General features: G+C 73.9%; 22 protein-coding genes. 12 read left to right on the top strand and 10 right to left on the bottom strand.

All coding sequences use genetic code 11. The features are described from left to right. Nucleotides 1–31 precede the first annotated feature (31 nt). The 3 genes from ACFWEK_RS05505 to ACFWEK_RS05515 form a co-directional block, all read right to left on the bottom strand. On the bottom strand, nt 32–778 hold the full coding sequence (locus ACFWEK_RS05505) for an SAM-dependent methyltransferase (RefSeq protein ID WP_430553373.1): 747 nt from the start codon (nt 776–778) through the stop codon (nt 32–34). Nucleotides 779–966: 188 nt separating this feature from the next. Beyond that, nucleotides 967–1,452, bottom strand: a complete 486-nt coding sequence (locus tag ACFWEK_RS05510) for an SRPBCC domain-containing protein (RefSeq protein ID WP_430553374.1) — start codon at nt 1,450–1,452, stop codon at nt 967–969. Then, nucleotides 1,430–1,756, bottom strand: a complete 327-nt coding sequence (locus ACFWEK_RS05515) for an ArsR/SmtB family transcription factor (RefSeq protein WP_430553375.1) — start codon at nt 1,754–1,756, stop codon at nt 1,430–1,432. The genes ACFWEK_RS05510 and ACFWEK_RS05515 overlap by 23 nt, the downstream gene beginning before the upstream one ends. 244 nt (nt 1,757–2,000) lie before the next feature. Between ACFWEK_RS05515 and ACFWEK_RS05520 the strand changes: the two genes are divergently transcribed. Continuing rightward, nucleotides 2,001–3,665, top strand: coding sequence for a thiamine pyrophosphate-binding protein (locus tag ACFWEK_RS05520; RefSeq protein WP_430553376.1), 1,665 nt, complete (start codon nt 2,001–2,003; stop codon nt 3,663–3,665). A gap of 27 nt (nt 3,666–3,692) precedes the next feature. Next, complete coding sequence (locus ACFWEK_RS05525) at nt 3,693–4,151, top strand: GNAT family N-acetyltransferase (RefSeq protein WP_430553377.1); 459 nt, start codon at nt 3,693–3,695, stop codon at nt 4,149–4,151. A 42-nt stretch (nt 4,152–4,193) separates the two neighbouring features. On the opposite strand, the gene ACFWEK_RS05530 is transcribed toward ACFWEK_RS05525, so the two are convergent. Beyond that, nucleotides 4,194–4,604, bottom strand: coding sequence for a hypothetical protein (locus ACFWEK_RS05530; RefSeq protein ID WP_430553378.1), 411 nt, complete (start codon nt 4,602–4,604; stop codon nt 4,194–4,196). Between the two features lie 126 nt (nt 4,605–4,730). Between ACFWEK_RS05530 and ACFWEK_RS05535 the strand changes: the two genes are divergently transcribed. After that, the gene (locus tag ACFWEK_RS05535; protein WP_430553379.1) at nt 4,731–6,278 is read left to right on the top strand and encodes a DUF222 domain-containing protein; all 1,548 of its coding nucleotides are present in this window, start codon (nt 4,731–4,733) and stop codon (nt 6,276–6,278) included. A 29-nt stretch (nt 6,279–6,307) separates the two neighbouring features. On the opposite strand, the gene ACFWEK_RS05540 is transcribed toward ACFWEK_RS05535, so the two are convergent. The 5 genes from ACFWEK_RS05540 to ACFWEK_RS05560 form a co-directional block, all read right to left on the bottom strand. Beyond that, nucleotides 6,308–6,874 carry a dihydrofolate reductase family protein gene (locus ACFWEK_RS05540; protein WP_430553380.1) on the bottom strand — a complete coding sequence of 189 codons (567 nt, stop codon included), beginning with the start codon at nt 6,872–6,874 and terminating at the stop codon, nt 6,308–6,310. An 89-nt stretch (nt 6,875–6,963) separates the two neighbouring features. Next, nucleotides 6,964–7,683 (bottom strand): alpha/beta fold hydrolase, encoded by a 720-nt coding sequence (locus ACFWEK_RS05545; RefSeq protein ID WP_430546500.1) that lies wholly within the window; start codon nt 7,681–7,683, stop codon nt 6,964–6,966. Continuing rightward, on the bottom strand, nt 7,680–8,183 hold the full coding sequence (locus ACFWEK_RS05550) for a GNAT family N-acetyltransferase (protein WP_430553381.1): 504 nt from the start codon (nt 8,181–8,183) through the stop codon (nt 7,680–7,682). Before ACFWEK_RS05550 ends, ACFWEK_RS05545 begins: the two co-directional genes overlap by 4 nt. A gap of 22 nt (nt 8,184–8,205) precedes the next feature. Next, a complete protein-coding gene (locus ACFWEK_RS05555; protein ID WP_430553382.1) occupies nt 8,206–8,802 on the bottom strand; it encodes a gamma carbonic anhydrase family protein in 597 nt (198 codons plus the stop codon). 45 nt (nt 8,803–8,847) lie between these two features. Next, nucleotides 8,848–10,740 carry an FAD-dependent monooxygenase gene (locus ACFWEK_RS05560; protein WP_430553383.1) on the bottom strand — a complete coding sequence of 631 codons (1,893 nt, stop codon included), beginning with the start codon at nt 10,738–10,740 and terminating at the stop codon, nt 8,848–8,850. A gap of 130 nt (nt 10,741–10,870) precedes the next feature. On the opposite strand from ACFWEK_RS05560, the gene ACFWEK_RS05565 reads away from it, so the two are divergent. Together ACFWEK_RS05565 and ACFWEK_RS05570 are read left to right on the top strand one after the other, a co-directional pair. Next, complete coding sequence (locus tag ACFWEK_RS05565; RefSeq protein WP_430553384.1) at nt 10,871–11,575, top strand: IclR family transcriptional regulator; 705 nt, start codon at nt 10,871–10,873, stop codon at nt 11,573–11,575. Between the two features lie 104 nt (nt 11,576–11,679). Then, complete coding sequence (locus ACFWEK_RS05570) at nt 11,680–12,540, top strand: hypothetical protein (RefSeq protein ID WP_430546505.1); 861 nt, start codon at nt 11,680–11,682, stop codon at nt 12,538–12,540. Between the two features lie 25 nt (nt 12,541–12,565). On the opposite strand, the gene ACFWEK_RS05575 is transcribed toward ACFWEK_RS05570, so the two are convergent. Next, a complete protein-coding gene (locus tag ACFWEK_RS05575; RefSeq protein ID WP_430546506.1) occupies nt 12,566–13,948 on the bottom strand; it encodes an MFS transporter in 1,383 nt (460 codons plus the stop codon). 72 nt (nt 13,949–14,020) lie between these two features. Between ACFWEK_RS05575 and ACFWEK_RS05580 the strand changes: the two genes are divergently transcribed. Genes ACFWEK_RS05580 through ACFWEK_RS05610 form a run of 7 tightly spaced genes read left to right on the top strand, consistent with a single transcriptional unit; the run spans nt 14,021 to nt 21,983 of the window. Further along, nucleotides 14,021–15,505, top strand: coding sequence for a fumarylacetoacetate hydrolase family protein (locus ACFWEK_RS05580; RefSeq protein ID WP_430553385.1), 1,485 nt, complete (start codon nt 14,021–14,023; stop codon nt 15,503–15,505). Further along, nucleotides 15,502–16,200, top strand: coding sequence for a GntR family transcriptional regulator (locus ACFWEK_RS05585; protein ID WP_430553386.1), 699 nt, complete (start codon nt 15,502–15,504; stop codon nt 16,198–16,200). The genes ACFWEK_RS05580 and ACFWEK_RS05585 overlap by 4 nt, the downstream gene beginning before the upstream one ends. After that, nucleotides 16,200–17,711: a 5-carboxymethyl-2-hydroxymuconate semialdehyde dehydrogenase gene (hpaE, locus tag ACFWEK_RS05590; RefSeq protein WP_430553387.1), complete on the top strand. Its 1,512-nt coding sequence runs from the start codon at nt 16,200–16,202 to the stop codon at nt 17,709–17,711. Before ACFWEK_RS05585 ends, hpaE begins: the two co-directional genes overlap by 1 nt. A gap of 18 nt (nt 17,712–17,729) precedes the next feature. Then, the gene (hpaD, locus tag ACFWEK_RS05595) at nt 17,730–18,872 is read left to right on the top strand and encodes a 3,4-dihydroxyphenylacetate 2,3-dioxygenase (protein WP_430553388.1); all 1,143 of its coding nucleotides are present in this window, start codon (nt 17,730–17,732) and stop codon (nt 18,870–18,872) included. Then, on the top strand, nt 18,869–19,690 hold the full coding sequence (locus tag ACFWEK_RS05600) for a fumarylacetoacetate hydrolase family protein (RefSeq protein ID WP_430553389.1): 822 nt from the start codon (nt 18,869–18,871) through the stop codon (nt 19,688–19,690). Before hpaD ends, ACFWEK_RS05600 begins: the two co-directional genes overlap by 4 nt. Then, nucleotides 19,675–20,502 (top strand): HpcH/HpaI aldolase/citrate lyase family protein, encoded by an 828-nt coding sequence (locus tag ACFWEK_RS05605; RefSeq protein WP_430553390.1) that lies wholly within the window; start codon nt 19,675–19,677, stop codon nt 20,500–20,502. The genes ACFWEK_RS05600 and ACFWEK_RS05605 overlap by 16 nt, the downstream gene beginning before the upstream one ends. Beyond that, complete coding sequence (locus ACFWEK_RS05610; RefSeq protein WP_430546513.1) at nt 20,499–21,983, top strand: NAD-dependent succinate-semialdehyde dehydrogenase; 1,485 nt, start codon at nt 20,499–20,501, stop codon at nt 21,981–21,983. The genes ACFWEK_RS05605 and ACFWEK_RS05610 overlap by 4 nt, the downstream gene beginning before the upstream one ends. The last annotated feature ends 39 nt before the right edge of the window (nt 21,984–22,022 follow it).

Below are 22,022 nucleotides of genomic sequence, written 5' to 3' on the forward strand. Positions count from 1 at the left end.
GGCCGGGCCCGCCCGCCGACCGCGGCCCTGATCAGCGGGCGATCAGCGCGAACACGCCCCACCCGAAGTGCACGCGCGCGCCGGCCGCGTACTGCTGCGGCTCGGTGGCCAGGAGGCGACGGACGTCGTCGTGCAGCTCGTCGTCCGGGTGGGTGTCCGCCCAGCGGCGCATGGTCAGCCACTGGGGCGCCATGTAGCGGTCCCAGGACTCCTCGGTGGCGCAGACCATCTCGACGACGTCGTACCCGAGGCCGCCGAACGACGCCAGCAGCTCGGGAAGCGCCAGGTAGGCGTCTGCGGACTCCACTCCGCACGCCGCGAGGGCGGCGGGGGACGTCGGAATCACGCGCCAGTACGGCTCGCCGACCAGCAGCATCCCGCCGGGCCGGACGCTCCTGCGCAGCAGGTCCAGGGTGCCGGGCACCCCGCCGCCGATCCAGGTCGCGCCCACGCAGGCACCGACGTCGACGGGCTCGTCGGCCACGTAGCCGGCAGCGTCCACCTCGACGAAGCGAACGGCGTCGCCGACGCCGAGCTCGTCGGCGCGCGCCCGGGCGGCGGCGACGAAGTCGGGGTTGAGGTCCACCCCCCGTCCGGTGACGCCGTGGTCACGCGCCCAGGTGGACAGCATCTCGCCGGACCCGCAGGCCAGGTCGAGGAAGCGCGTGCCCGCGGGAAGTTCGAGCCGCTCCCCGAGGTCGGCGAGCTGTCGCTCGGTCAGCGGGTTGTGGATGCGATGGCGGGACTCACGGACGGAGAAGATCCTCAGGTCGACCATGGTGGTGCTCCTTGCACGGGTTCCGGTGGGTGCGCTCGTGGCAGCGGGCACGCCCGCTCGCCGACACCGGAACCGTCATCGTGCATCACACCTCTCAGTCACCGCCCTGGTACGCGACCGGCGGGGCTCCCTGCGAGCCGGCCGCGACGCTACGGCAGACCCGCCCCGACGATCCACGGTTTTCCCGGTCATGCCGTGCCCGCCGCCTGCTGCAGCCCGCTCAGGTCGACGGCCCAGCCGTCGGCGCCGCCGACGGCGTCGCGCATCCCCTCCCAGCCTTCCCCGTGCCGCTCGAGGTGCCGGTGCTCGAGGACGACGCGGCTGCGGCGTTCGTCGACCGCGACGAACGAGACGTGCACCTCGCTGCAGCGCGCAGGGTCGGTCTCGACCTCCCAGCGCGGCGACACGTCCCAGGTGAAGACGAACCGCGCGGGACGCTCGACGACGAGCACGCGGGCGATCCTGCAGCGGCGCCCGGCGGAGTCGACCTCCGTGATGGAGCCGCCGGCCCGGAGCTCGACGTCCATGTCGACGGTGTCGTCGAGCAGGTGGTGGGACGGGGCCCACCAGGTCGGCATCTGCCGCGTGAACACGTCGAAGACGTGCTCGACCGGGGCGGCGACGTCCACGGAGACGGACACCGGGGCGGTCTCAGGTCGGGTGGGGGTGGTCATGGAAGGTCTCCTCTGCGACGGAGGCGAAGCTGTCGAGCGAACGGCGCCAGAACAGGTCCAGGTACTCGCGGAGCATCGCGAGCCCCTCGGGGTCGGCGCGGTAGACGCGGCGGGTGCCGACGGCCTCGTCGGCGACCAGCCGGGCGTCCTTGAGCACGCGCAGGTGCTGCGAGACGGCCGGGCGGCTCACGGGCAGCCCGGCGGCGAGCTCCCCGACCGACGACGGCCGGGCCGCGACGCGCTCGTAGATCTCGCGCCGCGTGGGGTCCGCCAGGGCGGCGAACCCGGATATGTCAGTAGCCACTTACGGTAAGCTACGCCTGACCTTCTGCCTCCACAAGACCCCGTCGGAGATCGCGCCCGACCGGTGGATATACTCGCGGCGTCGAGGCGGACCCGCGCCGCCTTGCGCTCGAAAAAGGGGCGCACGGCAGCCCGGTCACCGGCAGGCACCGCTGCACCGCCAGCACGTCGGACCCGGCGTCGGGACCGCACGGGACACATACGGACCGCACCACTCATCCGTCACTGTTCCCCTGGAGGCCCCCGTGCCCACCGTGTCCGCCCATGTCGCCCGCACCCTCGCCCAGCACGTCGACCACGTCTTCGGCGTCATGGGCAACGGCAACGCCTGGTTCCTCGACGACGTCGAGCGCACCGCGGCCGCCCGGTTCACCGCCGTCCGGCACGAGGCCGGCGGCGTCGTGGCCGCCGACGCCTACTTCCGGGCCTCCGGCCGCATCGCCGCCGCGACCGTCACGTACGGCGCGGGCTTCACCAACACGCTGACGGCGCTCGCCGAGGCCGCGCAGGCCCGCGTGCCGCTCGTGCTCCTCGCGGGCGACGAGCCGACGTCGGGCCCGCGCCCGTGGGACGTGGACCAGATCGCGCTGGCCGCCGCCGTCGGCGCGCGCACCTATACCGTCGGCCGCGCGGACGCCGCCGCGACCACCGTCATCGCGATCGAGCACTCGCTCACCTACCGCGTGCCCGTCGTGCTGGCCATCCCCTACGACGTCGCCGCGCTCGAGGCCGGCCCCGTGCCCGAGGCGCCCGAGCCCGCCCTCCCCGGGCCGCTCGCGCCCGCCGGCCCGTTCGACGCCGCCGCCATCACCGAGCTCGCGCGCGCCCTCGCCGGGGCCGAGCGACCCCTGCTCCTCGCGGGCCGCGGCGCCTGGCTCGCCGGCGCGAGCGCGGCGCTGGGCGAGCTCGCGGACGCCACCGGGGCGCTCACGGCGACGACGGCGCTCGGCCGTGGCGTCTTCCCCGACGGCCGGTACGACCTCGGCGTCGCCGGCGGGTTCGGCGCCGACGGCGCGATGGCGCTGGTGCGCGAGGCGGACGTCGCCGTCGTCGTGGGCGCGTCGCTCAACCAGTTCACGATGCGGTTCGGAGAGCTCTTCTCCCCCGGCACCCGAGTGGTCCAGGTCGACGTCGCGCAGGCCGCGACGCACCGGCACGTGGGCTCGTTCGTCCGCGGGGACGCCGCGCTCGTGACGCGCGCCCTGCTCGACGAGCTGCGCGCCCTGGGCGCCGCGCCGTCGGGCTGGCGCGACTCCGTCGGCGTCGCCGCCGCCCGCACGTACGACACCGGGCCCGCGGACGGCCTCGCCGCCGACGGCCGGCTCGACCCGCGCGGCGTCGCGAGCCGCATCGGCGCGCTGCTCCCCGCCGACCGGGTGGTCGTGTCCGACGGCGGCCACTTCATCGGCTGGGCCAACATGTACTGGCCCGTGGCGTCGCCCGACCGGATGATGATGGTCGGCACCGCCTTCCAGTCCATCGGGCTCGGCTTCCCCAGCGTCGCCGGCGCGGCCGCGGCCCAGCCGGACGCCACCGTCGTGCTCACCACCGGCGACGGCGGTGGGCTCATGGCCCTCGCCGACCTCGAGACCGCCGTGCGCACCGCCGGCGGCCGCGGCGTCGCCGTCGTGTGGAACGACGCCGTCTACGGCGCCGAGGTGCACGTCTACGGGCGCCAGGGCCTCGCCGAGGAGCCCATGCGCATCCCCGAGACCGACTTCGCCGCGCTCGCCGCCGCCGTCGGCGCGGAGGGCGTCGTCGTGCGCAGCCTCGCCGACCTCGACCGGCTCGGCACCTGGGCGCGCGAGCCCCTCGACCAGCGCCGGTTCCTCATGCTCGACTGCCGCGTGTCGCCCACCGTCGTCGCGCCGTACCAGGAGGAGATCCTGCGCGTGAACCGCACGCGGTAGCTCGGCGGGCCGCGCCAGACTGCACCCATGCTGATCAGCCGGGCGACCACCGCCGACGTCGCAGGCCTCGCACGACTCCTGTGCATCGACACCGCCGGCGAGGGGGTCGACGACCAGGCGGTCGACGAGTTCGCCATCGATCTCGATCGCTGGTGGGCCGACCGCGGCGACTCCCACGCCGCCTTCGTCGCCCGGAGCGCGAGAGGGGAGGTCGTCGGCATGGCATGGGTGGCGTTCGTCCCGCGCGTCCCGCGCCCCGGTGCCACCCGCCGGATGTCGGCGGACATCCAGACCGTCTTCATCCGCTCGGACCACCGCGGTCGCGGCCTCGGCACCGCGCTCGTGGAGGCCGCGTCGGAGCACGCGACGCGGCGCGGCGCGGCGCACGCGACCGCCCACTCGAGCCGCAGGGCGGTGCCCGTCAACGGGCGGCTCGGCTTCGCGTCCTCCCCGCAGCTCCTGCGGACGACGGCTCCTGGGACGTGAGCCCAGGAGCGGTCGTGGGCCGGTTCGTCCCGGGTCGGGGCGTCAGCCTTCGCGGGGCTCGCTCTGGCCGCTCTGGACCAGGAACTGCTCCCCGCTGCACGAGTCGGGGAGGTGTTCGGTGACGCTGCTGGTCACGCCGCCGCCCAGGTACACCTGCTCGCCGACGGTCAGGGTGAGCCCGAAGGCCTCGAGCGTCCGGGCCTGCGGGTCCCACGCGAAGTCGGAGGGGAACACGGGCACGGTCGTCGTGCCGCCGTTCTCGACGACCAGGCAGCCGTCGACCAGCTGGAGCTGGCCGTCCAACGCCGCCGCGTCGCCCTCGTTCCACGGCCCGGTGCGCACGTACGACGCGGCGGGCGACGTCGGGTCGACCGGCGGCGGGTCGTCGGTGCAGGCGGTCGCCAGGACGAGGACGACCGCCGCGACGGCGCCGGCGCGGCGGGCTTTCTTCACACTCTCATGATGCTGGGCGCACTCGCCGCGCGGAAGCGGTGGACCTGCTCTCGGGTCGCTTCACCCGGCGACGGGTCTCGAACGCCTGTTCGACGTCGTGTCGGTGGCGGGTGGTTGAGTACTCGTATGGCCACCCCGCCCAGCACCGCCGCTTCCCGGCTGGATGCTGCGCTGGACCAGGCCGCGGACGAGCAGGTGGTGGTGAACGCGGCGGCGGGTCGCCGCACGGTCGCGCTGGCTCGGGTCCTGGGCGCGGCGCGGGTGGTGCCGGAGGCGTTGCTGGACGTCGGGGTGGAGCGGGTCGCGTCGGCGGCGCCGGAACGACGCTCCTCGGTCGCGCACCGCGCGCTGGTCGCGGAGGTCGCGTGCATGCTCGGGGTCAGCGAGCACGTCGCAGCCGGCTGGCTCGCGGACGCCGACGTCCTGGCCTCGAAGGCGACCGCGACCCTGGAGGCGTTGTGCGCGGGTTCGATCACCTACCAGCACGCGGCCAAGCTCGCGGACGCAGTAGGCGACCTGCCCCCGAGCGTCGCAGGGCAGGTCGAGCGCGCGGTCCTGGGCAGGGCTCCCGACATGACGGCGGCCCGGTTCGGGGTGCTCGCGCGCGCCGCCCGCGACCGGCTGCACCCCGTGCCCGCCGAGGTCCGGCATCAGGCCGCCGCCCTGAAGGCGGGCGTGTGGGTCGACGACGGCTCCGACGGGATGTCCTGGCTGACCGCGCACCTGCCGACCCCGGTCGCGCGTGCCGCCTACGACCGCCTGCACCGCACCGCCACGAGAGCGAAGACGACCGGTGACCCGCGCGGGGTCGGGCAGCTGCGCGCCGCGACCCTCACGGCCCTACTCCTCGACGAGGATCACACCAGGAACGAGGCAGACCCTCCGGGCCGGGAGACCGACCCAGGCAGCCCGCCGGGCACACCACCAGGATCAGCACCGGGGACCGCGCCGGGATCCGGACCGCCGGGCCTGCCAGACCCGTCAACCGCCCCTACTTGCGCCCCTCTTCCCGACCCGCTCGCCACACTGGCCCGGACCGTCAGACCCGCGGTCCACGTGACCGTCCCGATCACGACGCTCACCGGCACCGGCGAGAGTCCGGGTCTGCTGGACGGCACCATCCCCGTCGACGCGGAGACCGCACGCCACCTGGTCACCCGCGCGCCCACCCTGCGGCGCCTGCTCACCGACCCCGTCACCGGCGCCCTGCTCACCGCCGACCGGCGTTCCTACGTCGTGCCCGCCGACCTGCGCGCGTTCCTCACCCAGCGCGACCTGACCTGTCGGTTCCCCGGCTGCCGCATCCCCGCCCGACGCTGCGACCTCGACCACACCACCGCCTGGGAACACGGCGGCACCACCGACTCCACCAACCTCGCCGCGCTGTGCCGCCGCCATCACACGCTCAAGCACGAGTCCCGATGGGCCGTCGAACACCTCGCCGGCCCGGACCGAGCCGGCGTCCTGGCTTGGACCTCACCCCGCGGCCGCACCTACCTCACAACGCCCGGATCCGCCGACCACACTCTCGGCGACCTCGACGAGTGGGCCAGCGAAGCCGACCACCTCGTCCTCCAGCCCGCGCCGACGATCGACCCGACCGACGCGGCCCTCCCGCCGGAGCAGACCGCCGACCCAGTCGCCGTGCGCGACGACGGCGACCCGCCGTTCTGACGGCGGCCCAGCGACGGCCTGGCGGCGGCTCAGTCCGCGCCGGGCGGGCCGTCCAGCACGGTCGGTGCGTACTCCAGCAGCGTCAGCCGACCGTCGAGGGTCCGGTGCTGGAGGAGGTCCAGCCGGACGTCGGGCCAGCCGTCGTACAGCCGGTCGTGGCCGGTGGCGCCGTTGACGACCGGGAACACGACGACCCGCACGCGGTCGACGAGTCCCGCCCGCAGCAGGGAGCGGCACAGGCTGGGGCTGCCGATGGTCCGGAGCGCGACGTCGTGCTGCTTCATCGCGCCCACGGCCTCGACGGCGTCGCCCGCGACGAGCGTGGTGTTCGCCCAACCCAGCGGCTCGGTGAGGGTCCGCGAGAACACGACCTTGGGGCGCGCGGTGACCTCGGCCATCTCCTCCTCGCCCGTCTCGGCGAAGCCCGCGAACAGCCGGTACGTCGTGGCGCCCAGCAGGGTCGTGTACTCCTGCCGGCCGTCCTCCTCGAGGAACGCGAAGTAGTCCGGCCCGCCCATACCCCACAGGCCGGGCCACCCGTCGGCGGATCCGAACCCGTCGAGCGAGGTGATGTAGTCGATCATCAGGTCGGCCATCGTCGGGCCCTCCTCGGCCGCTGGGCACTCCTGGTCGTCCACCAGTATCGGCGCGGCGTCGCCCCGTCGCTCGCTCGCCGCCTGACCGGTCAGCCCGGCAACGACGCGCGGAGCGCCGCCATGAACGCGTCGTAGTGGCTGTACCAGACGGAATGCGCCGCCCCCGGCACGTCGCGCACCACGACCCCGTACTTCGCCAGGGCCGCCGCGTCCTCGTCGGTAACGAACGCGCTCGGCGACGCCCGGATCACGACGGCACCTTCCGGGAGCGGCCACGCACCGTCGGCGGAGGAGGCGACGGCCGCACCGGTCTCCGGGTCGAACGCATCGGCCGCCGCGGCCTCGACGCGCACGTCCTCGTCGCTGTAGTGCGGCCGGGTGCGACGCAGCTCGTCCGCGGTACGGGCGCGCCGGTCGCGGACGTAGCCGGCGAGCAGCCCCGCCCGGGCGCCGCCCCCGTGAAACCGGGGCACGGCGTCCACCAGCACGGTCCGCGCGGGCCGGAGCTCCTCGCGCGCAGCGGCCAGCACCACCCCGCCAAAGGAGTGGCCGACGGCGAGCCCGGGGGCGACGACGGACCTCGCGCGGAGCGTCGCGACGACGGCACGCGCCGCCCGCGGCACGGTGAGCCGCGGGTCGCGCGGGGACCGGCCGTGCCCGGGCAGGTCGGGCGCGAGGACCCGCCAGCCGGTCTCCGCGAGCGCGGGGCCGACCCGCCACCAGGAGTCTGCGGACCCCATGAAGCCGTGCAGCAGCACCGCGGTGCGGGCGCCCTCGCCCCACTCACGCACGCGCAGCAGGTCGGTCATGCGGTCGCGGCGATCCAGTAGCGCCGCTTCGTCTGGTCGCCGCGCGTTCGCACGTCCTCCAGCACGCCGCCGCACGCCTCGATGACGGCGGCGGAGCCGGTGTTGTCGACGTCGCAGGTGACGAGGACCCGCTCGACGCCGCCCTCGGCGAGGAGCTCGACGGACTGCCGGAGCATCGCCGTCGCGTACCCCCGACGGCGGTGCTCGGGCGCGACCGCGTACCCGACGTGCCCGCCGATGTCGCGCAGGTAGTCGTTGAGCTCGTGTCGCACGGACACCCGGCCCACCGGGACGCCGTCCACGTCGGCGACGAGGAAGTCGCACCGCACCCGCCCCGGGGCGAGGTCCTCCCCGAGCGACTCGCGACGCACGGCCGCGATCACCTGCTCCCACGTCCCGCCGTGCTGGAGGAACGTGAACCCGTCCAGCGCGAGCTGGTCGTGCATGCGCCGCAGCGCGGCCTCGTCGTCGAGCCGTGGCGGGCGGAGCGTGAGGGTCATGCGGACGATGATCGCCCACGCGTCACCCCGGCAGCACCTCGTCGTCACGGTGCGCGGCGTAGAACTCCGACTGGCGGCGCATCAGCTCCCGCATCGGCACGTCGCGCCCCACGCCGTAGACCGTCCCGGGGAAGTCGAGCTCCCGCTGCACCTGCCAGACGTCGTCGTGCCGGTCGGGCGGCAGGATCTGCGCGGGGTCGCCCACGGCGACCCAGCCGATCGGGACGAGCGCGCCGGGCGGGAGCACGGTGTTGACCTGCACCACCCCGTGGATGCGCACCTCGGCTCCGGTACCGATCCGGCTGCCGGGGAACAGCGCGGCGCCGGTCGCGACGAACACCTCGTCCTCGACCGTGCTGCCGTTGACGTGGGCGTGCGGACCCACCAGGACGGCGGCACCGATCCGCGCGTCATGGCCGGCCCGCCCGCGGACGAGAGCGTGCTCCATGACCACGCTGTCCTCGCCCACGACGACGGCGCCGTCCTCGGCGCTCAGGACGGCGCCGTGCAGCACACGGGCTCCGGCCGCGACGGTCACGTCCCCGACGAGCACGGCGGTCGGGGCGACCCACGCGGTCGGGTGGACGGACGGGGAGACCCCCCGGTGGCGGACGAGCACGGGCCTGCTCCCCTCGATCGCGGCCGGTGTCCTCGGGACGATAGCTCAGCGGCCGAGGAACACCCCGGCGAAGAACTCGGCGAGCTCGTCGGTGGCGTCGAGCGGCAGCACGTGCGCTACGTACTGGTCGGGGCGCACGACGACGACCACGCCGTCGCGGGACAGCTCGCGCTCCGCGAAGATGTCGCCCGCGGTCCACACGGTGGGCCCGGCGGCGTACACCTTCTCCCAGTCGGTGAGCCCCAGCGGGCCGGTCCGGGGGCGGAACACGTCGGGCACGGCCGCGAGGTCGACGTCCTGGAAGGCCTGCTGGTAGACGACCTTCACGTCGAGGACGGCGTCGACGTCGGACCCCTCGGGGGTGAACCGGGCCAGGGGCGACCCGGGCGAGGCGAGCCAGTCCGCCCAGGCGTCCAGGGCGGAGCCCTCGCCCGGCGCGGCGGCGTCGGCGAACGCGTAGACCCTCCACCGGCCGTCGGCCTTGGCGTGGTGCCCGAGGTGCACGGCGTTGCCGTCGCAGACGCGCGTCACCTCGGCGGACTTGAATCGCTTGCCGAGCGGGAACCCCGCGGCCAGCTCCTGCCGGGCGGAGCCTCCCACGATCGCCGACGGCTCGTACCGGGTCATGAACCCGGACGGGAACTCGGACGTCGCGAGGTAGTAGTGGGCGAGCTCCTGCGGGTCGGAGATCTCCTCGGGCTTGCGGGCCATGAGGCTCGACCACTCGCGGTCGAAGTCGATGAGCTGCTGTGCCACGGGCTGCCGCTCGGCGGAGTAGGTGGCCAGGAGCGACTCGGGGCTGAGGCCCGTGAGCACGGACCCGAGCTTCCAGCCCAGGTTGAACCCGTCCTGCATGGACACGTTCATCCCCTGGCCGGCCTTGGCGCTGTGGGTGTGGCAGGCGTCGCCGGTGAGGAAGACGCGCGGGGTGCGGTGCTCCTCGCCGTCGGGCACGTCGTCGAACTTGTCGGTGACGCGGTGGCCGACCTCGTACACGCTGTGCCAGGCCACCTCCTTCACGTCGAGGGCGTAGGGCGTGAGGATCTCGTTGGCCCGCCCGACGATCTCCTCGATCGGCGTGCTGCGCACCCGGTGGTGGTCGTCCGCGGCGACCTCGCCGAGGTCCACGTAGACGCGGCAGAGGTACCCGCCCTCGCGGGGGATGAGCAGGATGTTCCCGGCCTCGGAGTTGATCGCGCACTTGGTGCGCCAGTCGGGGAAGTCGGTGTTGACGAGCACGTCCATCACGCCCCAGGCGTGCGCCGCGAACTCACCGACGTGCTTGCGCCCGATCGCCTCGCGCACCGCGCTGCGGGCCCCGTCGCAGCCGGCGACGTACTTGGCCCGGACGATCCGCTCCTCCCCCGCGCGCTCGCCGCCCACGTGCCGGACGCGCACCTCGACGGGGTGCTCGTCGCCGTCGTGCACCGTGAGGCCGAGGAACTCCACGCCGTAGTCGGGCACGATGCGGGCGGGGCCCAGCGCGGCGGCCTCGGCGAAGTAGTCGAGCACGCGGGCCTGGTTGACGATGAGGTGCGGGTACTCGCTGATCTTGAGGCCGTAGTCCTCGGTGCGCGTGGTGCGCACGATGTGCTTCGGGTTCTCGGGGTCGGGGCCCCAGAAGTTCATCCAGCCGATGTTGTAGGCCTCGGCGACGATCCGCTCCGCGAAGCCGAAGGCGTCGAAGGTCTCGACGCTGCGCGGCTGGATGCCGTCGGCCTGGCCGAGCACCAGCCGGCCCTCGCGCTTCTCGATGAGGCGGGTCGTGACGCCGGGGTACCGCGACATCTGCGCGGCGAGCAGCATGCCCGCCGGCCCCGAGCCGACGACCAGGACGTCGACCTCGTCGGGCAGCTCGTCGGGCCGGTCCACGCCGGTGCCTGCGGGCGGCAGCACCCGCGGGTCGCCGGAGACGTAACCGTGGTGGTGGAACTGCACGAGCTCTCCTCATCGTCGTCGATGCGCGACCCGACCTCCGTGTCGGGCGTGGCGTTCGCTGCGGCCGTGTTCTATATTCGAACACGACGTTCTACTATTGAATGCAGCGTAACCCACCGGAAGGACGACGATGCCCGACGCCGGCCCGCCCCCGTCGCAGACCCTCAGCCGCGGCATCCGCATCCTGGAGGTGCTCGCCGACGCCCGCGCGCCCCTGACCATCGACGACGTCGCCGGGCTGCTCGGGGTGCACCGCTCCATCGCCTACCGGCTGCTGCGCACGCTGGAGCACCACGGGCTCGTGGTGCGCGACGCGAACGGCGGCGTCGCGCTCGGCGCCCGCATGGCGGCGCTCGCCGCGGGCGTGGCCCACGACCTGCAGGCCGAGGCGCTCCCCGAGCTCACCGCCGTCGCGAACGAGCTGGGGATGACCTGCTTCCTCGCCGTCCTCGACCACGACGAGTGCGTGACCCTCGTCAGCGTCGAGCCGCGGCACGCCGTCGCGCCCGTGGCGCAGCGGCCGGGCACCCGGCACCCGGTCACGGTGGGCGCGCCCGGCAAGGCGATCCTCACGCTGCTGCCCCACGCGCAGTGGCCGGCCGACGCGCCCGAGGCGCTGCGTGCCACCGTCGCCCAGGCCGCCGAGCGCGGCTTCGCCACCAGCCACGACGAGGTCATCCCCAGCCTCGAGTCGGTCGCGGTGCCGCTGGCGCTGCGCGGGCGCGGGCCGGCGGCCGTCGCGGTGGTGCACGTCGCCAGCCCGATCGACCACGAGCAGATCGCGGCGCGCCTCACCGCGTCGGCGAGCGCCGTGCGGGAGGCCCTCGGCGGCTGAGGGCCGGACGCTGTCGCCTGGCAGAACCGACGACGGCCATGCATGGTGGCTCAGGGCGACCATGCACCGCGGAGCCCGCCGTCCCACCGAGGAGCGAGGTGTCCATGAGTGCTCGTCCCCCCGTCCCCGCCCGGGCCGCCCGGCCCCGCCGGATCCTCACGGCCGCCGGAGTCTGCGCCGTCCTGCTCGCCCCGATCGGCGCGGCGCCCGTGGTCGCCGCTCCGCAGGCGCCAGAGCGCTCGGAAGCGGCCGCCCGGCCCGCCGAGGGACCGCTGGCCCTGGGCATCGGCCGCCAGAAGAGCTCGTCCACGACGCTCCGGCACTTCCTGAGCTGGGCTCGGGCCTACGGGTTCCGGGTCTCCGAGCACCCGCTGTACGGCGGCGTGACCCGCGGGGCGCACTCGAAGAACTCCTGGCACTACGACGGCCTGGCGGCGGACCTCAACTACGGTCCCGCCGGGGCGCCCTCCTCGGAGCGCTCCCGGGCGCGCACCGCGATCAAGGTCGCGGACTCGATGGGCCTGGGCGTGATCTACGCGCGGGACGGGACGGTGGGGTCGGCGGCCAACCACCGCAACCACGTGCACGTGGACGTGGGCACGACGTCCAACTACGGCCGCGGCACCGTGCTCGCGCCGACCGGGTCGCGCACGACCCAGCGGCTCCAGCAGGTGGCCCACTTCCCCCTGGCCCAGCGCGACAACCTGTGGGGGACGAACACCGACCAGCGGCTGCAGGCGATCCGCGCCGCCTCCCGCATGCACGGCACGAAGTTCCCCTACGGCGTGAAGACGGCGCAGCGCGCGGTGGGCGTCACCGCGGACGGCAAGTGGGGCCCGAAGTCCCGTGCCGCGCACGACAAGGCCGTCGCCGCGCTGCAGCGGGTGCTGTCCGTGTCCGCCACCGGGACCTGGGGCCCGGCCACCGAGAGCAAGTACCTCAGCGTGCGCAAGAAGCTGCGGTGACCGGGCCGGACCGACGGCGCCGCCGTCAGGCCCTCGAGACCCCGTAGACCGGGCTGGCGGCCTGCTCGTCCTCGTGCTCCGGGCCGAGGGGGATGCCGGTACGGTCGCGCAGCAGCAGCGTGGCGGCGAACGCCACCACCATGACGCCGGCGACGTAGAAGGCGACGGACGTCGCGGTACCCGTCGTCTGCACGAGCCAGGCCGCGATGGTCGGCGCGAAGGCGCCGCCCAGGATGGCGCCGATCGCGTACGTGATGGACACGCCGGAGTAGCGGATCGACGCGGGGAAGAGCTCCGCGAAGTACGCCGCCTGCTGGCCGTAGGTGAACCCGTTGCCGACGGCGAACAGCGACACGCCGAGGAACAGCAGCCAGGGGTTGCCGGTGTTGACCAGCGGGAACAGCAGGAACACGGTGGCGAGGAACGCCAGCCAGCCGATGATGTACGTGTTCCGGCGCCCGATCCGGTCGGAGGCCGCGCCGGCGGCGAAGGTGCACGCGAGCCACACGACGGACGCGCCCGCGACCGCGAGGAGCACCGGCGTGCGGTCCATGCCGACCAGGCCGCCCTCGGCGAGCGGCGTCGTCGCGTAGTTCTGCAGGTAGCCGCCGGTGGTCATGTAGCCCGCGGCGTTGTTGCCGGCGAACGTCAGCGCGGCGAGCAGCACGAGCAGCCAGTGCTTGCGGAACAGGGTGAGGATCGGCGTCTTGGCGGCGGCCTTCTTCTCGGCGATCTCGAGGAAGACGGGGCTCTCCTCCACGGACCGCCGCACGACGATCCCGACGACGATGAGCACCACGCTCAGCAGGAACGGGATGCGCCAGCCCCACTCGACGAACGCGTCCCCCGGGGAGATCACGCCGGTCATGAGGGCGAGCATGCCGGAGGCCAGCAGCAGGCCGATGGGCACGCCGATCTGCGGGAACGCGCCCATGCGGCCACGCCGGCCGTCGGGGGCGTGCTCGACGGCCATGAGGACCGCGCCGCCCCACTCGCCGCCGGTCGACAGCCCCTGCACGATGCGCAGGAGCACGAGCAGCGCGGGCGCCGCGATGCCGATGGACTCGTACGTGGGCAGGACGCCGATGAGCGTCGTCGCGCCGCCCATGAGCATGAGCGTGACGACGAGCATCGCCTTGCGCCCGATCTTGTCGCCGAAGTGGCCGGCGAGGAACGCGCCGAGAGGTCGGAACAGGAAGCTGATCCCCACGGTCGCGAACGACAGCAGGGTGGCCGCGCCGGGACCGGCGGGCTCGAAGAACAGCGTGCCGAACACGAGTCCGGCGGCGCTGGCGTAGAGGAAGAAGTCGTACCACTCGATGGTGGTGCCGATGACGGTCGCGAAGGCGACGCGTCGGAGCTCGCGACGTGCGGTGTCGCTGGGGGCGGCGGCGGTGCCGGTGGTCATGTCCGGAAGACCTCTCTGTCAGTCCGCGGGGGTGGTGCAGTTCGCGAGATCGTATATCATCCGAGATACGACATGACAGCCTCGACCGACAGTGGGGTGCCCGTGGTCACCGACGACCAGCCCAGACCCGGCAAGATCATCGCCGTCCACCTGAACTACCCGTCCCGCGCAGCCCAGCGGGGCCGGACGCCGAGGCAGCCGTCCTACTTCCTCAAGCCCGGCTCGTCGCTCGCCGCGACGGGGGGCACGATCGAGCGGCCGCTCGGCACGGAGCTCCTCGCCTTCGAGGGCGAGGTCGCGATCCGCATCGGCACCGCGGCGCGCTGGGTCTCCCCCGCCGACGGCTGGTCCCACGTCGACGCCGTCACCGCGGCCAACGACTTCGGCCTCTACGACCTGCGCGCCGCCGACAAGGGCTCCAACCTGCGCAACAAGGGCGGCGACGGCTACACGCCGCTCGGCCCGCGCTGGATCCCCGCGTCCGACGTCGACCCCGCCGGCCTGCGCGTGCGCACCTGGGTGGACGGCGAGCTCGTCCAGGACGACTCCACCGGCACGCTGCTCTTCGACCTCGGCCGCCTCGTCGCGGACCTCTCCCAGCACCTCACGCTGGAGCCCGGCGACGTCATCCTCACCGGCACGCCGGCGGGGTCGTCGGTCGTCGGGCCCGGGCAGGTCGTCGAGGTCGAGGTGGACGCCCCCGAGGCGTCGGGCGCCCCCACCAGCGGCCGGCTCGTCACCACCGTCACCGCCGGCACGCACGCGTTCGGGGACTTCGGGTCGAAGCCCGCCGTCGACGACACGCAGCGCGCGGAGGCCTGGGGCACACCGCCCCCGGCAGCCGAGCCGACCTTCGTGCTCACCGACGACATGCGCGAGCGGTTCGCCGGCGTCGCCGTCGCCACGCTGTCGGCCGCGCTGCGCAAGCGCGGCTACACCGACGTCTTCGTCGAGGGCGTGCACGGCAACCACCCCGGCGACCGCTTCGTCGGCACCGCCCGCACGCTGCGGCTCGTCCCCTTCCGCCCCGACCTGTTCGCCTCGCACGGTGGCGGCTTCAACGCGCAGAAGCGCGCGTTCGACGCCGTCGGGCCGGGCGAGGTGATCGTCGTCGAGGCGCGCGGCGAGCGCGGCACCGGCACCGTCGGCGACGTGCTCGCGCTGCGCGCCCACGTGCGCGGCGCCGCCGCGATCGTCACCGACGGCGGGGTGCGCGACGCCGACGCGGTCGCCGAGATCGGCATCCCCGTCTTCTCCCAGGGCCCGCACCCGTCCGTCCTCGGCCGCAAGCACGTGCCGTGGGAGACCGACGTGACCGTCGCGTGCGGCGGCGCCGCGGTGCAGCCGGGCGACGTCGTCGTGGGCGACGGCGACGGCGTCCTCGTCATCCCGCCGGCGCTCGTGGAGGAGGTGCTCGCCGAGGCCGAGGCCCAGGAGGCCGCCGACGCGTGGGTCGCGCAGCAGGTCGCCGCAGGCGCGCCCGTCGACGGGCTGTTCCCGATGAACGCCGAGTGGCGCGCCCGCTACGAGCGCGAGACGGCCGGGGGCGCCGGATGAGCACCCCGACCACGGTCCCCGTGAGCAAGTCCCAGCGCGCCTACGCCTACCTGCGGGAGCGGATCGAGGACGGACGCTTCGTGCCCGGCTACCGGCTGGTGCTGGCGCAGCTCGCGGGCGAGCTCGACATGTCCGTCGTCCCGGTGCGCGAGGCGATCCGCCGCCTCGAGGCGGAGGGCCTGGTGACGTTCGAGCGCAACGTCGGCGCGCAGGTCGCCCTCCTCAAGGAGACCGAGTACCAGCACACGATGGAGACGCTCGCGCTGGTCGAGGGCTTCGCCACCGCGCTGTCCGCGCCGCACCTGTCCGCCGCGCAGCTCGACGCCGCGCGCGCGGTCAACGAACGGATGCGCCGCTGCCTCGCCGACTTCGACCCGCACCGGTTCACCGAGCTCAACCTCGAGTTCCACGCGGTGCTGTTCGAGCCCTGCCCCAACCCGCACGTCCTCGACCTCGTGCATCGCGGCTGGCGGCGCATAACCGTGCTGCGCGACTCGTCGTTCTCGTTCGTGCCCGGCCGCGCGCGCGAGTCGGTCGCCGAGCACGACGGGATCCTCGACCTGATCGGCGGGCTCCACGAGGGTCGCACGACCGCGCTCGACGTCGAGCTCGCCGCCCGCCACCACCGCACCAACACCCTCGACGCCGTGCTCGCGCGGCAGGCGTCCCACCGACCCGCCCCTTCGGAGAAGTGATGACCGTGCAGAACACGCCCCAGACGCACCGCCCCGCCGACCTGCCCACCGCGATCCGGCACTACATCGACGGCCGCTTCGTCGACTCGGCCGACGGCGCCACCTTCGACGTCCTGGACCCGGTGTCGAACCAGACCTACCTCCAGGCCGCCGCGGGCAAGAAGGCCGACGTCGACGCCGCCGTCGCGGCCGCCCGCCGCGCGTTCACCGAGGGCCCGTGGCCGCGGATGCTGCCGCGCGAGCGCTCGCGGGTGCTGCACAAGATCGCCGACCTCGTGGAGTCGCGCGACGCCCGCCTCGCCGAGCTGGAGTCCTTCGACTCCGGCCTGCCGATCACGCAGGCGCTGGGCCAGGCCCGCCGCGCGGCCGAGAACTTCCGCTTCTTCGCGGACCTGATCGTGGCGCAGGCCGACGACACCTACAAGGTGCCCGGCCGCCAGATCAACTACGTCAACCGCAAGCCGATCGGCGTGGCCGGGCTCATCACGCCGTGGAACACGCCGTTCATGCTCGAGTCGTGGAAGCTCGCCCCCGCGCTCGCCACCGGCAACACCGTGGTGCTCAAGCCGGCCGAGTTCACGCCGCTGTCGGCGTCCCTGTGGGCGGGGATCTTCGAGGAGGCCGGGCTCCCCCAGGGCGTGTTCAACCTGGTCAACGGGCTCGGCGAGGAGGCCGGCGACGCGCTGGTCAAGCACCCCGACGTGCCGCTCATCTCCTTCACCGGCGAGAGCAGCACGGGCCAGCTGATCTTCGGCAACGCCGCCCCGTACCTCAAGGGCCTGTCGATGGAGCTCGGTGGCAAGTCCCCCGCCGTCGTCTTCGCCGACGCCGACCTCGACGCCGCGATCGACGCGACGATCTTCGGCGTCTTCTCCCTCAACGGAGAGCGCTGCACGGCCGGCTCCCGCATCCTCGTGGAGCGCGCCGTCTACGACGAGTTCGTCGAGCGGTACGCCGCCCAGGCGAAGCGCGTGCGCGTGGGGTACCCGCACGAGAAGGACACCGAGGTCGGGGCGCTGGTGCACCCGGAGCACTTCGACAAGGTCATGAGCTACGTCGAGCTGGGCAGGACCGAGGGCCGGCTCGTGGCCGGCGGCGGCCGCCCCGAGGGCTTCGAGACGGGGAACTTCGTGGCCCCCACGGTCTTCGCGGACGTGAAGCCCGACGCCCGGATCTTCCAGGAGGAGATCTTCGGCCCCGTCGTCGCGATCACGCCCTTCGACACCGAGGCCGAGGCGCTCGAGCTGGCCAACGGCGTGAAGTACGGGCTCGCGGCCTACATCTGGACCAACGACCTCAAGCGGGCCCACAACTTCTCCCAGGCCGTCGCGGCCGGGATGGTGTGGCTGAACTCGAACAACGTGCGCGACCTGCGCACCCCGTTCGGCGGCGTCAAGGCGTCCGGCCTGGGCCACGAGGGCGGCTACCGCTCCATCGACTTCTACACCGACCAGCAGGCCGTGCACATCACGCTCGGCAAGGTCCACAACCCGACCTTCGGCAAGAACTGAACGGCAAGGACGCCTGACATGACCCACCTGAACGACCGCACCCTCACCTCCTCGGGCTTCTACGTGAGCCAGGAGGCGCCGATCACCTGCGACAACCCGACCCCGACGCCGACGAGCCCCGCGCCCGACATCCTGCGCTGCGCGTACATGGAGCTCGTCGTCACCGACCTCGCCGCGTCGCGCGAGTTCTACGTCGACGTGCTGGGCCTGTACGTCACGGAGGAGGACGAGCGGAGCATCTACCTGCGCTCCACGGAGGAGTTCATCCACCACAACCTGGTGCTGCGCCAGGGCGAGGTCGCCGCCGTCGCCGCGTTCTCCTACCGCGTGCGAACCCCGGAGGACCTCGACAAGGCCGTCGCCTTCTACACCGAGCTGGGTTGCGAGGTGCGCCGCGAGCCGGGCGGCTTCACGAAGGGCATCGGGGAGTCGGTGCGCGTCGTCGACCCGCTCGGCTTCCCGTACGAGTTCTTCTTCCAGACCGAGCACGTCGAGCGGCTGTCGTGGCGCTACGACCTGCACACCCCCGGCGAGCTGGTGCGCCTGGACCACTTCAACCAGGTGACCCCGGACGTGCCGCGGGCCGTGAAGTTCATGCAGGACCTGGGCTTCCGCGTCACCGAGGACATCCAGGACGACGACGGCACCGTCTACGCCGCGTGGATGCGCCGCAAGCCGACCGTGCACGACACCGCCATGACCGGCGGCGACGGCCCCCGCATGCACCACGTGGCGTTCGCGACGCACGAGAAGCACAACATCCTCGCCATCTGCGACAAGCTCGGCGCGCTGCGTCGCTCCGACGCCATCGAGCGCGGCCCGGGCCGGCACGGTGTCTCGAACGCCTTCTACCTGTACCTGCGGGATCCGGACGGGCACCGCGTCGAGATCTACACGCAGGACTACTACACGGGCGACCCGGACAACCCGGTCGTCACGTGGGACGTGCACGACAACCAGCGCCGCGACTGGTGGGGCAACCCCGTCGTGCCGAGCTGGTACACCGAGGCGTCCCTCGTGCTGGACCTCGACGGCACCCCGCAGCCCGTCGTCGCCCGCACCGACGACTCCGAGATGGAGGTGACCGTCGGCGCCGACGGTTTCTCCTACACCCGCAAGGGGGACACGGAGCAGGGCTTCAAGCTGGGGGCAACGCTGTGACGGGGGCCGACGGCGAGCGCACCCTGGACGACGACGCCGTCGTCGCCGTCGCCGACGAGCTCGCGGAGGCGGACCGCACCCGCACCCCCGTGCCGCTGCTCACCGCGCGGCACGAGGGCATGACGGTGGCCGACGCGTACGCCGTGCAGCGCACCTGGCGCGAGCGCGGCGAGGCGCGCGGCCGCCGCGTCGTCGGGCACAAGATCGGCCTGACGTCGAAGGCCATGCAGGCCGCCACCGGCATCACCGAGCCGGACTACGGCGTCATCTTCGACGACATGGTGCTGGAGTCCGGCAGCGTCGTGGAGCACGCCCGGTACTCGAACGTGCGCGTCGAGGTGGAGCTCGCGTTCGTGCTCGCGTCGCCGCTCGAGGGCCCCGGGATCACGGTGACCGACGTGCTGCGCGCCACCGACCGCGTCGTGCCCGCGCTGGAGATCCTCGACGCCCGCGTCGAGATGCCGGGCCGCACCATCGTCGACACGATCAGCGACAACGCCGCGATGGGTGCCATGGTGGTGGGCGGGCGGCCCGTGCGGGTCGACGACGTCGACCTGCGCTGGGTGTCCGCCCTGCTGTACCGCAACGAGACCATCGAGGAGACGGGCGTCGCGGCGGGGGTGCTGGGGCACCCGGCCGCCGGCGTCGCCTGGCTCGCGAACAAGCTGGCGGCGCACGGCGACTCGCTCGCCGCCGGCGAGACCGTCCTGGCCGGGTCGTTCACCCGCCCCACGTGGGTGCACCCCGGCGACACCGTGCACGCCGACTATCACGCCGGCGCTGGGAGCCTGGGGGCCGTGACATGCCGCTTCGTCTGACCACCGACCGCTCGCTCGCCGCGATGCTCGCCGAGGCCGGGGACGAGGGGCGTCCCCTCGTCGGTGCCTGGTCGTCGATGGGCAGCCCCGTGGCGGCGGAGCTCCTCGCCGGCAGCGGGCTGGACGTCGTGCTGGTCGACGGCGAGCACGGACCGAACGACCTCACGACCGTGCTCGCGCAGCTCCAGGCCACCGCCGCGTACCCGGTCGCGACGCTCGTGCGCGTGCCGTCCGGCGACCCGGTGGGCCTCAAGCGGGTGCTCGACCTCGGCGCCACGAACGTCCTGGTGCCCATGGTCGACTCCGCCGCCGAGGCGGAGGCCGCGGCGCGCGCCGTCCGGTACCCGCCGGCCGGGGTCCGCGGCGTCGGCAGCGCGCTGGCCCGCTCGTCGCGGTGGGCCCGCGTGCCCGGCTACCTCGGCGGGGCGGACGACGGCATCACGCTCGTCGTCCAGCTCGAGACCCGCGCCGCGATCGACGACGCCACGGCCATCGCCGGCACGGACGGCGTCGGCGCCGTCCTGATCGGCCCTGCGGACCTCGCCGCGTCGCTCGGCCACCTCGGGCAGCAGGACCATCACGAGGTCGTCGACGCCGTCCTCCGCGCGATCGCCGCGTGCCGCGCGGCGGGCACGCCCGTCGGCGTCAACGCGTTCGACCCGGCCATGGCCGACCGCTACCTCGACGCCGGGGCGGCCTACGTCGTCGTCGGCGCCGACGTCACCCTGATCGCGCGCGGCTCCGAGCAGCTCGCCGCGCGCGTCGCCTCACGCACCACGACCGCACAGCCGAAGGACGGTGGAACACGATGACGACGACGACCAGCGCGACGACGACGGTCTCGGCAGGCTCGACCAGCGTGGAGGTCCCGACGGGACTCCTGATCGGCGGGGCGTGGCGCGACGCCTCCGACGGCGGGTCGTTCGCCGTCGAGAACCCGGCCACCGGGGAGACGCTGACGCGCGTCGCGTCCGCGACGAGCGACGACGCCCGCGCCGCGCTGGACGCCGCCGCGGGGGCGCAGGCCTCGTGGGGAGCGACCCCCGCCCGCGAGCGGTCCGAGATCCTGCGGCGCGGGTTCGCCCTCGTGCAGGAGCGCCGCGAGGACCTGGCGCTGCTCATGACGCTCGAGATGGGCAAGCCGCTCGCGGAGGCGCGCGGCGAGGTGACGTACGGCGGCGAGTTCCTGCGCTGGTTCGCCGAGCAGGCCACGCACGACGACAGCCGGTACGCGCACACCCCGGAGAACACGCTGCGGATGCTGGTGCAGCGCCGCCCCGTGGGCCCGTGCCTGCTCATCACGCCGTGGAACTTCCCGCTCGCGATGGCCACCCGCAAGGTGGCGCCCGCCGTCGCTGCCGGCTGCACCATGGTGCTCAAGCCGGCCCGCCTGACGCCGCTGACGTCGCTGCTGTTCGCGCAGCTCATGGTCGAGGCCGGCCTGCCGGACGGCGTGCTCAACGTGGTGCCGTCCGCGTCCGCGTCGTCGGTCAGCGAGCCGCTGATGGCCGACCCGAGGCTGCGGAAGGTGTCGTTCACCGGCTCCACGCCGGTCGGGCAGAACCTGCTGCGCGCCGCGGCCGACACCGTGCTGCGCACCTCGATGGAGCTCGGCGGCAACGCCCCGCTCGTCGTCTTCGAGGACGCCGACCTGGACGCCGCCGTCGACGGCGCCATGGCCGCCAAGCTGCGCAACGGCGGCGAGGCCTGCACCGCCGCCAACCGCTTCTACGTGCACGAGTCCGTGGCCGACGAGTTCGTCTCCCGCCTCGCCGAGCGCTTCCGCGCCGTCGTCGTCGGGAACGGCCTGGACGACGCGACCACGCTGGGCCCGCTCGTCGAGGCCAAGGCCGTGGACTCCGTCGCGTCCCTGGTGGACGACGCCGTGTCGCGCGGCGCGCAGGTCGTCGTCGGCGGCTCCCGCGTCGACGGGCCGGGCCACTTCTTCCAGCCCACCCTGCTGCGCGACGTTCCCGCCGACGCCCGCTGCATGACGGAGGAGATCTTCGGCCCCGTGGCCCCGGTCGCGACGTTCCGCACCGAGGACGAGGCCGCGGAGCTCGCCAACTCCACCGAGTACGGGCTGGCGTCGTACGTGTTCACCGGCGACGTGCGCCGCGGGCTCGCGTTCGCCGAGCGCCTCGAGTTCGGGCTGCTGGGCCTGAACGCCGGGGTGATCTCCAACGCTGCCGCGCCGTTCGGCGGGATGAAGCAGTCCGGCACCGGCCGCGAGGGCGGCTTCGAGGGCATCGCCGAGTACCAGGAGACGCAGTACGTCGGCATGCCGCTCTGACCGCGAGGGAGGACGAGACTCCGCGAGGTAGTACTACCT

The organism is Isoptericola sp. NPDC060257 (genome assembly GCF_042726645.1).
GTDB classification, from domain to species: Bacteria; Actinomycetota; Actinomycetes; order Actinomycetales; family Cellulomonadaceae; genus Isoptericola; species Isoptericola nanjingensis.

Bases quoted from the DNA above. Each gene is read 5' to 3' on its own strand.
- ACFWEK_RS05505 (WP_430553373.1), bottom strand. From the start codon at position 778: ATGGTCGACCTGAGGATCTTCTCCGTCCGTGAGTCCCGCCATCGCATC.
- ACFWEK_RS05545 (WP_430546500.1), bottom strand. From the start codon at position 7,683: ATGACCGACCTGCTGCGCGTGCGTGAGTGGGGCGAGGGCGCCCGCACC.
- ACFWEK_RS05605 (WP_430553390.1), top strand. From the start codon at position 19,675: ATGCCGCTTCGTCTGACCACCGACCGCTCGCTCGCCGCGATGCTCGCC.
- hpaD (WP_430553388.1), top strand. From the start codon at position 17,730: ATGACCCACCTGAACGACCGCACCCTCACCTCCTCGGGCTTCTACGTG.
- ACFWEK_RS05510 (WP_430553374.1), bottom strand. From the start codon at position 1,452: ATGACCACCCCCACCCGACCTGAGACCGCCCCGGTGTCCGTCTCCGTG.
- ACFWEK_RS05610 (WP_430546513.1), top strand. From the start codon at position 20,499: ATGACGACGACGACCAGCGCGACGACGACGGTCTCGGCAGGCTCGACC.
- ACFWEK_RS05570 (WP_430546505.1), top strand. From the start codon at position 11,680: ATGAGTGCTCGTCCCCCCGTCCCCGCCCGGGCCGCCCGGCCCCGCCGG.
- ACFWEK_RS05575 (WP_430546506.1), bottom strand. From the start codon at position 13,948: ATGACCACCGGCACCGCCGCCGCCCCCAGCGACACCGCACGTCGCGAG.
- ACFWEK_RS05565 (WP_430553384.1), top strand. From the start codon at position 10,871: ATGCCCGACGCCGGCCCGCCCCCGTCGCAGACCCTCAGCCGCGGCATC.
- hpaE (WP_430553387.1), top strand. From the start codon at position 16,200: ATGACCGTGCAGAACACGCCCCAGACGCACCGCCCCGCCGACCTGCCC.
- ACFWEK_RS05525 (WP_430553377.1), top strand. From the start codon at position 3,693: ATGCTGATCAGCCGGGCGACCACCGCCGACGTCGCAGGCCTCGCACGA.
- ACFWEK_RS05580 (WP_430553385.1), top strand. From the start codon at position 14,021: ATGACAGCCTCGACCGACAGTGGGGTGCCCGTGGTCACCGACGACCAG.
- ACFWEK_RS05550 (WP_430553381.1), bottom strand. From the start codon at position 8,183: ATGACCCTCACGCTCCGCCCGCCACGGCTCGACGACGAGGCCGCGCTG.
- ACFWEK_RS05540 (WP_430553380.1), bottom strand. From the start codon at position 6,874: ATGGCCGACCTGATGATCGACTACATCACCTCGCTCGACGGGTTCGGA.
- ACFWEK_RS05535 (WP_430553379.1), top strand. From the start codon at position 4,731: ATGGCCACCCCGCCCAGCACCGCCGCTTCCCGGCTGGATGCTGCGCTG.
- ACFWEK_RS05585 (WP_430553386.1), top strand. From the start codon at position 15,502: ATGAGCACCCCGACCACGGTCCCCGTGAGCAAGTCCCAGCGCGCCTAC.